Annotated in this window: 11 protein-coding genes; 7 read left to right on the top strand and 4 right to left on the bottom strand. The window is 71.8% G+C overall.

The genetic code is table 11. The features are described from left to right. Nucleotides 1-342 precede the first annotated feature (342 nt). The gene (locus ACIBBD_RS34325; RefSeq protein WP_399423499.1) at nt 343-1,542 is read left to right on the top strand and encodes an oxygenase MpaB family protein; all 1,200 of its coding nucleotides are present in this window, start codon (nt 343-345) and stop codon (nt 1,540-1,542) included. Between the two features lie 109 nt (nt 1,543-1,651). On the opposite strand, the gene ACIBBD_RS34320 is transcribed toward ACIBBD_RS34325, so the two are convergent. The 4 genes from ACIBBD_RS34320 to ACIBBD_RS34305 form a co-directional block, all read right to left on the bottom strand. Next, nucleotides 1,652-2,848, bottom strand: coding sequence for a TetR/AcrR family transcriptional regulator (locus ACIBBD_RS34320; protein ID WP_399423498.1), 1,197 nt, complete (start codon nt 2,846-2,848; stop codon nt 1,652-1,654). A 197-nt stretch (nt 2,849-3,045) separates the two neighbouring features. Next, on the bottom strand, nt 3,046-4,137 hold the full coding sequence (locus tag ACIBBD_RS34315; RefSeq protein WP_399423497.1) for an NAD(P)-dependent alcohol dehydrogenase: 1,092 nt from the start codon (nt 4,135-4,137) through the stop codon (nt 3,046-3,048). Beyond that, nucleotides 4,134-4,643: a DUF4334 domain-containing protein gene (locus tag ACIBBD_RS34310; protein ID WP_399423496.1), complete on the bottom strand. Its 510-nt coding sequence runs from the start codon at nt 4,641-4,643 to the stop codon at nt 4,134-4,136. The genes ACIBBD_RS34315 and ACIBBD_RS34310 overlap by 4 nt, the downstream gene beginning before the upstream one ends. 53 nt (nt 4,644-4,696) lie before the next feature. Then, complete coding sequence (locus ACIBBD_RS34305) at nt 4,697-5,407, bottom strand: TetR/AcrR family transcriptional regulator (protein WP_399423495.1); 711 nt, start codon at nt 5,405-5,407, stop codon at nt 4,697-4,699. 260 nt (nt 5,408-5,667) lie between these two features. Here ACIBBD_RS34305 and ACIBBD_RS34300 point away from each other — a divergent pair, with 260 nt between their 5' ends. The 6 genes from ACIBBD_RS34300 to ACIBBD_RS34275 all read left to right on the top strand — a co-directional run bounded on the left by ACIBBD_RS34300 (nt 5,668) and on the right by ACIBBD_RS34275 (nt 14,598). After that, nucleotides 5,668-6,822 carry a CaiB/BaiF CoA transferase family protein gene (locus tag ACIBBD_RS34300; protein WP_399423494.1) on the top strand — a complete coding sequence of 385 codons (1,155 nt, stop codon included), beginning with the start codon at nt 5,668-5,670 and terminating at the stop codon, nt 6,820-6,822. Beyond that, entirely contained in the window at nt 6,822-7,847 is a 1,026-nt protein-coding gene (locus tag ACIBBD_RS34295; protein ID WP_399423493.1) for an LLM class F420-dependent oxidoreductase, read from the top strand. The genes ACIBBD_RS34300 and ACIBBD_RS34295 overlap by 1 nt, the downstream gene beginning before the upstream one ends. Further along, complete coding sequence (locus ACIBBD_RS34290; protein WP_399423492.1) at nt 7,844-9,016, top strand: acyl-CoA dehydrogenase family protein; 1,173 nt, start codon at nt 7,844-7,846, stop codon at nt 9,014-9,016. The genes ACIBBD_RS34295 and ACIBBD_RS34290 overlap by 4 nt, the downstream gene beginning before the upstream one ends. A 53-nt stretch (nt 9,017-9,069) precedes the next feature. After that, nucleotides 9,070-10,284 (top strand): acetyl-CoA C-acetyltransferase, encoded by a 1,215-nt coding sequence (locus ACIBBD_RS34285; RefSeq protein ID WP_399423491.1) that lies wholly within the window; start codon nt 9,070-9,072, stop codon nt 10,282-10,284. Between the two features lie 48 nt (nt 10,285-10,332). Beyond that, nucleotides 10,333-12,561 (top strand): 3-hydroxyacyl-CoA dehydrogenase NAD-binding domain-containing protein, encoded by a 2,229-nt coding sequence (locus ACIBBD_RS34280; protein ID WP_399423490.1) that lies wholly within the window; start codon nt 10,333-10,335, stop codon nt 12,559-12,561. A gap of 204 nt (nt 12,562-12,765) precedes the next feature. Continuing rightward, complete coding sequence (locus ACIBBD_RS34275; protein WP_399423489.1) at nt 12,766-14,598, top strand: AMP-dependent synthetase/ligase; 1,833 nt, start codon at nt 12,766-12,768, stop codon at nt 14,596-14,598. Nucleotides 14,599-14,769 lie beyond the last annotated feature (171 nt).

Below are 14,769 nucleotides of genomic sequence, written 5' to 3'. Positions count from 1 at the left end.
GGGAGTCGATCTCCTTCAGCTCCTCGGCCCGGGACGAGTTGCTTCCAGGTCGCGCGCAGAAGGTGACGGCCCGTCGAAGGCCGGCCCGAACCGCCCCGTCACGGCGGGCGGAGCGCGGAGGTGCGGATGCTGCCGGCCGTCGTGCCGGAGCGGGGGCGACGGACCGTGGGCCGGTATGGGCGACGAGCTTGGGTCACCACCATTGCCGACGGCTACGCACCTCGCTATGTTAATCGAAAATCACATCCGTGCGACAACGTTCGTCGTCGCAGAGGTTGCGCAACTGGCAGGTGTGAGCAGGCATCGGAAACCATCCGGCCCATCAGGGAAGCAGGTAAGTCAATGGATAACCTCAGCAGACGAAAGGCTCTGTCGCTCGGTGTGGCACTCGGCCTCGTGGCCGTGGCGAACCCCGCCCAGGCATGGGCGTCGTCGGGTTCGGTGACCGGAGCCGCCGCGGGGACCGGTCCGGAGTGGATCTGGGACGACGCGGCGGACCCTCTGATGGCTTCGATGCTCGACAACGGACACGTTCCGGCGATCAACACCGCGTGGGCGTCGTGGGTGCACAACAACGACCCGCTGCCCAGCGGCCTGCCGGCCGAATTCGCCGCATACCTGCGGCAGGTCAACCGGCTGCCCTCCTGGGCCGACCCCGCCAAGCTCGCTCGCGCCGCCGACTTCAACCGGCGCAGGGACACGTACCTCTTCATGCTGTACGGGCTCGGCAGCGGAATCATGAGCACGGTGATCCCGCGCGAGGCCAAGAGCGTCTACTGGTCCGCGGGTGGCGCGGACATGCAGGACCGTGCGGCCAAGACCTTCACGTTCGGCTACGACCTGTCCGAGCTGGGAGCCTTTACGCCGACGGGACAGTTCGTCGTCACCGCCAACAAGACGCGCGTGGTGCACGCCGCGGTGCGTCACCTGCTGCCGCAGTCGCCGCACTGGCGGGCGGTCGCCGACGAGAGCATTCCGATCAGCGCCGCCGACATCCTGGTGACCTTCCACAGCCTGGGCACCTACGTGTACAGGAAGCTGCGCGACTGGAGGATCCCGTTCCCGGCCGCTGACCAGGAGGCGTTTCTGCACTCGTGGCAGGTCGCCATCCACCTGCTCGGGGTGCCGTACGAGCACATCCCCCGGACGTGGGCGGAGGCCGAAGCGCAGTCGGCGCGGGTGCTCACCCCGATCCTCAGCCCGTCGACCGAGGGCATCGCACTGGCGGAGGAGCTGCTCGGCCTGACCGCACAGATCGACCTCGGCGTCACGCGCGGGTTCCTGAACGAGTTCGTGCGCTACGTCCTCAGCGACGAGGTCGGCGACTGGCTGGGGCTGAAACGCGACTACGCGGCGGCGACCCTGGTCCGCACCGGGTGGCCGGCGTTCATCCTGTTCCGTGAGGGGCTGTCGCCCGTCATGCCTGGCACCTTCTACCTGTTCGACCAGTTCGTGCGCGCCCTGGCCATGCTGTTCCTCAACAAGGGCTCCTCCGGAACCACCACCCCCATCACGATCCCTACCGGAAACAGGGCTGGCTGAGCCGTCGATCCGACCTCACCTGCCCGCCCCGCGGCAGACGGGCCGAGGGGCGGGCGGCAGGGTGACTTCCGCACGCGGCGCCTCGTCGCTGTTGGATGCCGGCGGCCACTCAGAGGCCCAGAGCGCCCACGACCAGAGCGGTCACGGCCTCACGACGGTCAGGGCTGTCCTGCCACCGCAGTCTGCGTCCGGCTTCGACCACCACGCCGAACCCCGCGTGCACCAGTACCCGGGCCTGGCGCGGGTCCAGTTCCGGACGGGCCAGCCGCAGCTGCTGCTCCCAGACGGCAATGTGCTCCCGCTGTGCGAGGACCACGGGCCGCCGCAGGTCGGCCGGCAGGCCGGCGAGCTCGGCCTCGGCAACGCTGTTCAGCTCGGTGCACTCGAAGCTGTAGGCCACATACGTCGCTGCCAGCGCGACGATGGCGTCGTGCGGGTCGGCCACCTCGTGCAGACTCCGCTCCACCCCCTGGGCCAGCAGTCCCGCAGCCTGGAGGCATGCCGCCGCCAGGATGTCGATCTTGTTGGGGTAATGGCGGTAGAGCGCGGACGGGGTCAGTCCCACCGCCTCCGCGATCTGTCCGTTGGTGACGTTGGCGAATCCGTCCCGGGCGAACAGCGGGATGGCGGCCGCGAGGATCTCCGCGCGTCGCGTGCGCGGCACCGGCCGGGCAGGCAGCTCGACGGGGTGCGCGCCCAGCCGGCCCGCCGCCGGATCGGTCGCGGCCACCCGCAGCGCGGACGCCAGCAGCAGGTCCTCGGCCCGGCGCCCGGCGATGGAGACGTGATGCATCGTGATGGACCCGATCACACCGAGGGCCGCCATGGCCCGCAGGCGCTCGTCAGGCAGTGGGTGCTCGCGCTGTACCGCCTCGTCGACCCGCCCGACGAGGCGGGCGAACTTCACCCCGAGACGTCGGCGGTCCTCGTGGTCGAGGTACCGGGCCTCCCATCGGTACACGCCGCCCGACGCGCGATGAGCGATGGTGGTCCGGGTGAGGGCGGTGAGCACGTCCGTCAAGGTCGCCTCGGAGGGCACCTCGTCGAGCGCGGCGACCAGTCTGTCCACCATGACGTGGGCGCACTCGGCGAACAGCGCGTACTTGTTCGGGAAGTGCCGGTACAGAGCGGCCGCGGTGATACCCACCCCGGCGGCGACCTCCTCCATGGACGCCTTGTGGTAGCCGCGCTCGCTGAAGACCCGCCCGGCCGCGTCGACGATGAGCTGTTTGCGGTTGCGGGGCCGAGTGGCCGCGGTCGAATCGGCGGTCGCGGCCGAACGTGCGGATGGGGAGGCGGGGGCCATGCGGATCAGTCAATCACAGGCCGTCAGGAGGCCGTGCTCACTCGGCGCGGACGGCACGGGACGTGACTCCAGGATCACTTGCTGTCCCGTCCTGCGACGTGAACGGCTCGTGTCGACCGCCGGACGGTGTGTCCCCGTCGGCATTCCGGCGGGGACAGGCCGTCCGGCACCGCTGTTCCCGGTGCCGGAGCGGCCGGTCAGGCGAAGGTGAGGACGGGCTTGACCACGCTGCCGTCCGCCATGGCGGCCACGGCCGCACCGATGTCCTCGAACGGGAACGTGGTGACCAGCCGGTCGAGGGGGAAGTGGCCACGCCTGTGCAGGCCGATCAGCTCGGGGACGAAGCGGCCGGGGTCGGAGTCTCCCTCGATCACCCCGTGGACGCGGACGCCCTTGGCGAGCAGGCTCATCACATCGAACGTCACCTCACCGCCGATGCCGAGGAGGGCGAGCTCGCCGCGCGGGCGCAGCGCGCCGACGGCCCGGCGGACCATCTCCGGACGGCCGGTGGTCTCGACTACGTGGTGCGCACCACCGCCGGTGAGGTCGCGCAGCGCCGCCACCAGACCGTCCCCGGGGGCAAGGGCCGCCTTGGCGCCGAGGTCGGTGGCCAGGGCACGGCGGGAGGCGACCGGGTCGACGGCCACCACCGGGTCGCAGCCCATGGCCACCGCGGCCATCAGCGCGCTCAGTCCGACCCCGCCCGCGCCCAGGACGACCAGCGAGGAGCCCGGATCGGGGAGCAGGCGGTTGAGCACGGTGCCCGCGCCCGTCTGGCCGCTGCAGCCCAACGGCGCGGCGACCGCGGCAGGCAGGTCGGAGGGCACCTTGACCACACCACGCTCGTGGACGACGGCGTGCGTGGCGAAGCTGGACTGCCCGAAGAAGCCGGCGTGGAGCGGTCTGCCGTCTGCAGAGAGCGGAGTGGTCCCGTCGGCGCGGCCACCGGAGAAGTTCAGCGCCTGCGCGGCGTGGCAGTAGGCCGGGTGGCCCGCCGCGCACTGCTCGCAGCCGCCGCAACTGGCGAAGGTGAGGCAGACGTGGTCCCCCGGCACGACGCCGGTCACCTCCGCGCCCACCGCCTCGACTCTCCCGGCGCCCTCGTGACCGAAGACCATCGGGGTGAGCCGCCGGGGCCACGTCTCCCGCATCCCCAGGTCGGTGTGACAGATGCCGACTGCGGTCATCCTCACCAGCACCTCGCGCGGCCGTGGGTCCTCGAGGTCCGCGTCCCGCACGGTGAACGCGGCGCCCGGCGCCTCGGTGACCGCGGCACGGACGCGCCTCACGAGCCCTCTCCGGCATGTGGGCCCTCGTGCGGGGTCTCGGGGGCGCGCTCGAGGAAGAAGTAGTAGAAGGGACCCTCTGCGGGGGTTCCCTTGGCGTTCATGATCCCCATCAGCGTGGTGTCGTCCACCCGCTTGAAGTGGTCGAGGACCGGCTGGCCGTCGTAGACCATGGTGGCCGTCGCCTCGCCGCGGAACTCGACGGTCCACAGGCTGGCCTCGCCCTTGCCGAGCTCGCGGTTGGAGTACAGCTCGCCCGCGGCGTTGCGGCAGATCAGCGGCTTGGCGTCGTGCACGGCGGCGAACGTCTTGCCGTACCAGTCGGCCTTCGCCAGCATGCCGTTGAGGGGGTGGCCGGTGCGGAACTCGCCGCCCTTCCACTCACCGAGTATGTCCTCGGGGCGGACAGTGGCCAACGCCGCCCAGATCTGGTCGAGTTCGCAAGGGTCGACCTGGCCGTCCCTCTCCTGGAGCTCCTTGAACCGGGCGCGGGCCTCGAGCACGTCCATGCGGGGTGTCCTCTCTCTGAGCCGTCACCTCGGAAGTGAGGGGAACCGAGGCGTCAGGATGGTGCCGGTGTACGCGGAGCGGAACCCCGGGGGGAAGAGTGCCTAGGGAACGGCAGCGCAAGATCGCCGGTGACCGCGCCGGGGTGGCCGACGGTGCAGAGGCTCAGCAGCACATGGCGTTCGGCGACCTCCTCCGCGGAGAGCGGGCCGTCCTCGCGGAACCAGTTGGCGACCCCCTGGCACATGACGAGGACCGAACGCACCGCGTCGGCCGGGATCGGCGTGGTGAACGCGCCCTGGGCGCGGCCCGCCTCGACGGTGTCCAGCAGCATGTGCTCGAGATAGTCGCGCAGGGCGACGTACCGCGCCCGGTTCCGGGGCTCCAGGCTGCGTATCTCGGTGTCCAGGAAGGCCAGTTGCTGACGGTGGGCCATGTAGAGCACGATCGACTCGACCATGCCGCAGAATCGCGCCAGCGGATCGTCCCCGGCCTCCGCGGCCGCGGCCCGGCAGCGGTCCAGTACGTCCTTGATGGACGTCTCCAGCAGCGTTGCCAGCAGAGCCTGCTTGTTCTCGTAGTGGTAGTACAGCGCGGGCACGGTGACGCCGACCCGGCCGGCGATGTCCCGGACCGAAGTGCCGTGGTAGCCGTGCTCGTTGAAGGCCTCCATGGCGCGCATCAGGATCGGGTGCAGGTCGAGGGGGCTGTAGGAGCGCCAGTGCTCCGCCGGTGGTGTGGAGTCCTGGCTCGGCGCGGTGTTCAACGACTCTCCTCGGGACGGGCGGCGATCGGCGACATCGTACGGCCGTGAGTCCGACGCGCCTCCCTCCGTGCGCTTAGCGATCGATCAGTGAAGTCGGCATCCGGCGGCCGACCGGAAGCCACTTTCCCGGTGTCGACCCACAAAAACAAGTGTCGCGCGAGGAGTTGACCGACGGGCGCCGCCCTCCTACGTTTTAGCGAACGCTCAGTAAGTCTCCGGTTGATGGCGCCCGAACCCGCCTCGCACCGAGAAGGGAACCCATGAGCCAGTACTCCACCGACCGTTCCGACTGCGACGTGGCGGGCCCGCTGGACGGCGTGCGCGTGGTGGAACTGGCGGGGATCGGTCCCGGTCCGTTCGCCGCGATGCTCCTCGCCGATCTGGGCGCCGACGTGGTGCGCGTGGACCGCCCCGGCCCCTCGCCGCTCGGCGGCGATCCCGCCCACGACGTGACCAACCGCAACAAGCGCTCCGTCCTGGTCGACCTCAAGTCGCCCGAAGGACCCGCAACGGTACGGGCGTTGGCGGCGCGCGCCGAGATCCTGGTGGAGGGATACCGGCCCGGTGTCGCGGAGCGGCTCGGGGTCGGTCCCGAGGAGTGCCTGGCCGCCAACCCCGCGCTGGTGTACGGCCGGATGACCGGCTGGGGCCAGCGAGGCCCCCTCGCGCCCCTGGCCGGACACGACATCGGCTACATCGCCACCGCCGGCGCCCTGTCCATGATCGGCGCGCCGGACGGACCACCCGCCTTCCCCGTCAACCTGCTCGGCGACTACGCGGGCGGCTCCCTCTACCTGACCACCGGCGTCCTCGCCGCGCTGCTCACCGCCCGCGCCACCGGCCGCGGCCAGGTGGTGGACGCCGCGATCGTGGACGGCACCGCACACCTCACCTCCCTGTTCTGGGGCATGCTCGCCGAGGGCACCTGGCAGGACGCCCGCGGCCGCAACCTGCTCGACGGCGGCTGCCCCTACTACGGCGTCTACGAGACCGCCGACGGCGGCTGGATGGCGGTCGGCGCCCTGGAACCGCAGTTCTACGCGGTGTTCGTCTCCCTGCTGGGCCTGGACGGCGAGGACCTGCCGGACCGCGCCGACCCGCGCGACTGGCCCGAACTTCGGGCCCTGTTCACCACCCGGTTCAAGACCGCCACCCGGGAGGAGTGGACGGCCGTCTTCGAAGGCACCGACGCCTGCGTCGCGCCCGTGCTCTCGCTGCACGAGGCGGCCGGCCATCGGCACCTGACCGGACGTGGCACCTACACCGAGGCGTACGGCATCACCCAGCCCGCGCCCGCCCCCCGTTTCTCCGACACCCCCGGCACCCTCCGGCTCCCCCCGGCCGTCCCCGGGGCGCACACGCCCGACGTGGCCCGCGACTGGGGCGTGCCCGAACTGCTGAAGGACCACTGCTGATGGAACTGTCCTCACCCCTGACGTACGCCGGCGATCCGCGCGCCGCGGCGGACCGGGCCGCGGCCCTGGAGTCCGCGGGCCTCGACGCCGTCTGGGTGGCCGAGGCCTACGGCTTCGACTCCCCGACGGTCATGGGATACCTCGCCGCGAAGACCGAGCGGATGCGGATCGGCTCGGCCATCCTCAACGTCTACTCGCGCACCCCCGCGCTGATCGCCCAGACCGCGGCCGGACTCGACGCCCTCAGCGGCGGCCGCGCCCTCCTCGGCGTCGGCGCCTCCGGACCCCAGGTCGTCGAGGGCTGGCACGGCCGCCGTTACGACCGCCCGCTGGGCCGCACCCGCGAGGTGATCGAGCTGTCCCGGCGGATCTGGCGGCGCGAGGTGATCGAGCACCACGGCATCACCGACCTGCCCCTGCCACCCGAGAAGGGAGGCAGCCTCGGCAAACCGCTGAAGCTGCTGAACCACCCGGTCCGCGACACCGTCCCGGTCTACGTCGCGGCGCTGGGCCCGGCCAACGTCCGGATGACCGCCGAGGTCGCCGACGGATGGCTGCCGTTCCTCTACGTCCCCGAGCACGCCGCCAAGGTGTGGGGCGAGCCGCTCACCGAGGGCACCGCACGCCGCGACCCCGCGCTGGGCCCGCTCTCGGTCGTGGCGGGCGGCCTGCTGGCCATCGGGGACGACGCCGAGGCCGTCCGCGACCTGATGCGCCCCACCGTCGCCCTCTACGTCGGCGGCATGGGCGCGCCCGGCCGCAACTTCTACCACGACCTGGTCTGCTCCTACGGCTACGAGTCGGCCGCGGCCGCCATCCAGGAGCACTACCTCGCGGGCCGCAAGAAGGACGCGGAGGCCGCCGTACCGGCCGAGCTGCTGGAGCACCTCTGCCTGGCCGGCCCCGAGGGCTACGTCCGCGACCGCGTCGAGGTCTTCCGTGAGGCGGGCGTGACCATGCTCAACGTCACCCCCGTCGGTCCCGATCCCGCTCGGCTGATCGAGCGCGTGAGGAGTTGGCTGTGACATTGGAACGAGACCTGTACGCCCCCGACCACGAGGCCTTCCGCGAAACGGTACGGACCTTCCTGGCCAAGGAGGTGGTCCCGCACCACGAACGCTGGGAGAAGGACGGCGTCGTCGACCGCGAGGTGTGGCGCTCGGCGGGTCGCCAGGGCCTGCTGGGCATGGCCGTCGGCGAGGAGTACGGCGGCGGCGGGACCGGCGACTTCCGGTACAGCGCCGTCCTCATCGAGGAGTTCGCCCGCGCCGGTGCCTCCGGCCTGGCCCTGAGCCTGCACAACGACATCGTCGGCCCGTACCTGACCCGGCTCGCCGACGAGGAGCAGAAACGCCGCTGGCTGCCCGGTTTCGTCTCCGGCGACCTCGTCACCGCCCTCGCCATGACGGAACCCGGCGCCGGTTCCGACCTGCAGGGCATCCGTACCACCGCCACCGACCAGGGCGACCACTACCTGCTCAACGGCGCGAAGACCTTCATCTCCAACGGCGTCCTCGCCGACCTCGTCGTCGTGGTCGCCCGCACCACCCCCGAGGGCGGAAGCGGGGGGCAGAGCCTGCTCGTCGTCGAGCGCGGCATGGAGGGCTTCGAACGCGGCCGCAACCTCGACAAGATCGGCCAGAAGGCCCAGGACACCGCCGAGTTGTTCTTCAACGACGTGCGCGTTCCCAAGGAGAACCTGCTGGGCGAGGAGAACCGGGCCTTCACCTACCTCATGGGCAACCTCGCCCAGGAGCGGCTGGCCATCGCGGTCGGCGCCGCCGCCGCGGCCGAGGAGATCCTGGACGTCACCGTGCGGTACGTGACGGAGCGCGAGGCGTTCGGGAGACCGCTGGCGGGGCTCCAGCACGTCCGCTTCGAGATCGCCGAGATGGCCACCGAGACCGCGGTCACCCGGACCTTCGTGGACCGCTGCGTCACCGAGCACAGCCAGGGCCGGCTCGACGCTGTGCACGCCTCGATGGCCAAGTGGTGGGCCACCGAACTGCAGAAGCGGATCGTCGACCGCTGTCTGCAACTCCACGGCGGCTACGGCTACATGAGCGAGTTCCGGGTGGCCCGGGCGTTCCTCGACAGCCGTGTCCAGACCATCTACGGCGGCACCACCGAGATCATGAAGGAGATCATCGGCCGCTCGCTGCTCGGCCGCGCCCCGGCCGGGTCCCCTCGATGACTCCCGTGTGGCGTTCGACGCTTCCTTCAGACCCGACATGGAAGGTACCCAAGGTGAGCACCGAGGCGTACGTGTACGACGCGATCCGCACCCCGCGCGGTCGCGGCAAGGCCGACGGGGCCCTGCACGGCACCAAGCCGATCGACCTGGTCGTCGGCCTGATCCACGAGACCCTCCGCCGCTTCCCGGACCTCGACCCGGGGGCGATCGACGACATCGTGCTCGGTGTGGTCAGCCCGCTGGGCGACCAGGGCGCGGACATCGCCCGTACCGCCGCCCTCCTCGCGGGTCTGCCGGAGACGGTGGCGGGCGTGCAGGAGAACCGCTTCTGCGCGTCCGGCCTCGAAGCCGTCAACCTGGCGGCGACGAAAGTCCGTTCGGGCTGGGAGGACCTGGTCCTGGCGGGCGGCGTGGAGTCCATGTCGCGTGTTCCGATGGGCAGTGACGGCGGTGCCTGGGCGCTGGACCCGCGGACCAGCCACGCCACCGGCTTCGTCCCGCAGGGCATCGGCGCCGACCTGATCGCCACTTTGGAGGGCTTCTCCCGGCACGACGTGGACTCCTACGCGGCGCTGTCCCAGGAGCGGGCCGCCGCCGCCTGGAAGGACGGGCGCTTCGACCGCTCCGTCGTCCCCGTGCGGGACCGCAACGGGCTGCTGGTCCTCGACCGGGACGAGCACATCCGGCCCGGCACGACGGCCGAGAGTTTGGCCGGGCTCAAGCCCTCCTTCGCCCGGACCGGCGAACTGGCCGGCTTCGACGCGGTGGCGCTGCAGAAGTACCACTGGGTGGAGACGATCGACCACGTCCACCACGCGGGCAACTCCTCCGGCATCGTCGACGGCGCCGCCCTGGTCGCCATCGGCAGCAAGCAGGCCGGCGAGCGTCACGGCCTGACCCCGCGTGCCCGGATCGTCTCCGCCGCCGTGTCGGGAGCCGATCCCACCATCATGCTGACCGGGCCCGCGCCCGCCTCCCGCAAGGCGCTCGCCAAGGCCGGCCTGACCGTCGAGGACATCGACCTGGTCGAGATCAACGAGGCGTTCGCCGCCGTCGTCCTGCGCTACGTCAAGGACCTGGGGCTGAGCCTGGACAGGGTCAACGTCAACGGCGGCGCCATCGCCATGGGGCACCCCCTCGGCGCCACCGGCGCGATGATCCTCGGCACCCTCGTGGACGAACTGGAGCGCCGCGACCTGCGGTACGGGCTGGCGACCCTGTGCGTCGGCGGTGGCATGGGCATCGCCACCGTCGTCGAGCGCCTCTGACCGGCCGTCCACCTCCGCAGCCGTTCGCCTTCACGGGAGACCTCAGCCATGGACACCACCGCACGACCCTCCACCATCCGCTGGGAAGAGTCCGACGACCACGTCGTCACCCTCGTCCTCGACGACCCGGACCAGTCCGCCAACACCATGAACGCCGCGTTCATCGACTCGCTGGACGCCGTCGCGGCGCGGCTGGCGGAACGCCGCGACGCCGTCCGGGGCGTCATCGTCACCTCCGCCAAGAAGAGCTTCTTCGCCGGCGGCGACCTGCGCGACCTGATCTCCGTGACTCCCGAGACCGCCGGCGCCTCCTTCGAGGCCGGGATGCGTGTCAAGCGCTCGCTGCGCGTCCTGGAGACGCTGGGCAGGCCGGTCGTCGCCGCGATCAACGGCGCGGCGCTGGGCGGTGGTTACGAGATCGCCCTGGCCTGTCACCACCGCGTGGTGCTGGACAGCCCGGCCGCCCGCGTCGGGCTTCCCGAAGTCACCCTGGGCCTGCTGCCCGGCGGCGGCGGAGTGACCCGCACGGTCCGCATGTTCGGGGTGGCGGGCGCCCTGCGGAAGGTCCTCCTGGAGGGCACCCAGTACGGACCGACGCGCGCCCTGGAGGCCGGCCTGGTCGACGAGATCGCCGCCGACCCGGACGAACTCCTCGCCAGGGCACGGGCGTTCGTCGACGCCCACCCGCGGTGCACGCAGCCCTGGGACGCCCCCGGGTACCGCATCCCCGGCGGTACCCCCTCGGACCCGGAGCTGGCCGCGCACCTCCCCGCCTTCACCGCGACGCTGAAGAGGAAGACGGGCGGGGCCCCGTACCCGGCCCCGCGCAACATCCTCGCGGCGGCCGTGGAGAGCTCCCAGGTCGACGTGGACACGGCGTTCGTGGTGGAAGCGGGGTACCTGACGGAACTGGTCACCGGGCGGATCACCAAGAACATGATCCAGGCCTTCTTCTTCGACCTGCAGGCGGTCAACTCCGGCGCCGGCCGCCCGCAGGGCGTCGAACCGCGCAAGGTGACCAAGGTGGCCGTGCTCGGCGCGGGCATGATGGGCGCCGGCATCGCCTACTCCTGCGCCGAGGCGGGCATCGACGTCGTGCTGAAGGACGTCTCCGCCGAGGCGGCGGCGCGGGGCAGGAGCTACTCCGAGAAGCTGTGCGCCAGGGCCGTCTCGCGCGGCACCTCGACGCGGGAGGAGGCGGACGCCCTGCTGGCCCGCATCACCCCGACCGCCGACGTCCAGGACCTGGCCGGCTGCGACGCGGTGATCGAGGCCGTCTTCGAGGACACGGGCCTCAAGCACAGGGTGTTCCAGGAGGTGCAGGAGGTCGTCACCCCGGACGCTTCCCCGTACTCCGTCCGGGGGTACCCCCTGCTGTGCTCGAACACCTCCACCCTGCCCATCACCGTCCTCGCCAAGGGGGTGGAGCGGCCGCAGGACTTCATCGGCCTGCACTTCTTCTCGCCGGTCGACAAGATGCCGCTGGTGGAGATCGTCAGGGGTGAGAAGACGGGGGACGAGGCGCTGGCGCGGGCCTTCGACCTGGTGCGGCAGATCCGCAAGACGCCGATCGTGGTCAACGACTCGCGCGGCTTCTTCACCTCCCGTGTCATCGGCCGCTTCCTCGACGAGGGCGTCGCCATGGTCGGCGAGGGCATCGAACCGGCCTCCGTCGAGCAGGCCGCCGCCCAGGCCGGCTACCCGGCCAAGGTCCTCAGCCTGATGGACGAGCTCACCCTCACCCTCCCGCGCAAGATCCGCGAGGAGACCCGCCGCGCGGCCGAGGCGTCGGGCCGCAGCTGGGAGCCGCACCCCGCGGACGCGGTGGTGGACCGCATGATCGACGAGTTCGGCCGCCCCGGACGGTCCGGCGGCGCGGGTTTCTACGACTACGTCGACGGCGAGCGCGCCGGGCTCTGGCCGGGTTTGCGCGAGCACTTCACGGATCCCGCGAAGCAGCCCGCCGACCTGACCGAGCTGATGGAGCGGATGCTCTTCGTCGAGGCGCTGGACTCGGTGCGCTGCCTGGAGGAGGGGGTGCTGGTCTCGGTGGCGGACGCCAACATCGGCTCGCTGCTCGGCATCGGCTTCCCGCCGTGGACGGGCGGCGTGCTGCAGTACATCAACGGCTACGACGGTGGCGCCGGGGGCGGTACCGGGCTGCCCGGCTTCGTGGCCCGCGCGCGTGAGCTGGCCGGGAAGCACGGGGAGCGCTTCGCCCCGCCCGAGCTGCTGGTGCGCAAGGCCGAGCAGGGGGAGACCTTCACCGACTCCTGATCCGCTCCGAGGGTCCGCGGTGCCCCCGGCCCGAATCCGCAGCTCCCGAGCACCCACCGGTTCCCTGGGCAGGGCCGTCCTTCCCCGGGCCCCGGGGGAGGACGGCATGCCCACCTCCCTCCCCGGCTCCACCGCGCCCGCCCGCAGGGGCTTCCCCCCGCCCCGGTCTTCCAGACGTTCCCTCCGACCCGCAAGGAGGCCCCGATGACATCAACGTCCCGCACCACCGGCGACCAGCCCGACGACCCGGCCGACCGGACCCTGCCGCAGCTGCTGGCCCGCAACGCACGCGAGTACCCCTGCCTCCCCGGCCTCTCCTGGCAGTCGGCGGACCCGGACGGCGGCTGGACGACGCTCAGCTGGGCGGAGATCCACGAGCACACCCGGAGCCTCGCCGCCGGCTACCGGGCCCTCGGCGTCGGCCGCGGCGACCACGTGCTGATGATGATGTCCAACCGGCCCGAACACTGGCTGTCGGACCTGGCGCTGGTCCGCCTCGGCGCGGTCCCGGTCAGTGTCTACGGCACCGCGGCCCCCGAGCAGATCACCCACATCGCCCGCAACTGCCGGGCCCGCCTCGCCGTCGTGGAGGGGGCGGCGCAGGTCGCCGTGTGGGAGCCGCTGCTGGCCGACGCCGACACCCCGCTGGAGCGTCTGGTGGTGGCCGAGGCGGGCGCGGAGGACGGCCACTTCCCGTACGCCGCCCTGCTCCGCGAGCCGGTGCCGGAGCAGTACGCCAAGGAACTGGACGCCGCCCGTCCGGAAGATGCGCTGACCGTCGTCTACACCTCCGGCACCACCGGCGAGCCCAAGGGCGTCGTCCTGACCCACCGCCAGGTGATGTCCAACGCCCTGGCGCTGGACGCCGTGGTCGAGCTGCCGCCGCACGTCGAGCACATCTGTTACCTGCCGTTCGCCCACATCGCCGAGCGGATGCTGGGCATCTACCTGCCCTGCCACCGGGCCTCGCACGTGTACCTCTGCGCCGACCCGACGCGCGTCGGCGAGGTGGTGCGCAAGGTGCGTCCCGCGCAGTTCTTCGGCGTGCCGAGGATCTGGGAGAAACTGTCCGCCGCCGTGCGGGCCGTCCTCTCGCTGATGCCGGCCGATCAGCGGGCGGTCATCGACCAGGCGTTCGAGATCGCCCGCGAGCACGTCGGGTACCGCGAGCGGGGCCAGACGCCGCCCGCCGGGCTCGAGGAGCGTTACGCCCGCGTCCGCGAGGACGTGCTGCTGCCCATGCTGGCCGCGGGCGGTCTGGACCGCGTGACCTGGTCGGCCAGCGCGTCGGCGCCGATGCCGGTCGACGTGGTGAAGTTCTGGGCCGGCTTCGGCATCGTCGTCATGGACGCCTGGGGGCTGACCGAGACCACCGGCGTGGCCACCAGCAACAGCCCGAAGACCGGCTTCCGGCTCGGTTCGGTGGGACGCCCGGTGGAGTCCGTGGAGATCCGCATCGCCGAGGACGGCGAGATCTTGGTGCGGGGCTCGTCCGTCTTCTCCGGCTACCTCCAGCCGGACGGCTCGGTGCGGTCCGGCATCGACGCCGACGGCTGGCTGGCCACCGGCGACATCGGCCGGATCGACGAGGACGGCTACCTCTGGCTCACCGACCGGAAGAAGGAGATGATCATCACCTCCACCGGCAAGAACGTCTCGCCGACCCTGGTGGAGAACGCGCTCAAGGAACACCCGTTGATCGGCCAGGCGATGGTGCACGGCGACAACCGCTCCTACCTGGTCGCCCTGCTGGTGCTCGACGCGGAGGCCGCCCCCGCCTGGGCCGCGGCCAACGGCGTCCAGGCGGACGGGGGACTGGCCGGGCTGGCGGAACATCCCGCTGTCCGGGCGGAGGTGGACCGCGCGGTGGCCGCCGCCAACACCCGGCTCAACCGCACCGAGCAGGTCAAACGGTACGAGCTGCTGGCCGAGGAGTGGGGTCCGGCGACCGGCGAGCTGACGCCCTCGCTGAAGATGCGGCGCCGGGTCATCCGGGACAAGTACGCCGACGAGCTGTCCGAGCTCTACCCGGACTGACCCGGGCCGCGTTCCTCTCGCGCCCCCGGTCCGCCCGGCACCGCGCCTCCCGCACTCGAAAAGCGGCCGCCCACCCCCGACCGGGGTGGGCGGCCGCTTTTCGAGTGCGGGCCGTCTCAGAGACCGTAGGTGTTTGCGATTAAGTCCCCCTGGATATAGCGGGTCCCGCCG

The sequence above is a fragment of the Streptomyces sp. NPDC051315 genome, from assembly GCF_044455165.1.
Taxonomy (GTDB): domain Bacteria; phylum Actinomycetota; class Actinomycetes; order Streptomycetales; family Streptomycetaceae; genus Streptomyces.
This window is presented reverse-complemented; position numbering and strand designations above follow the sequence as displayed.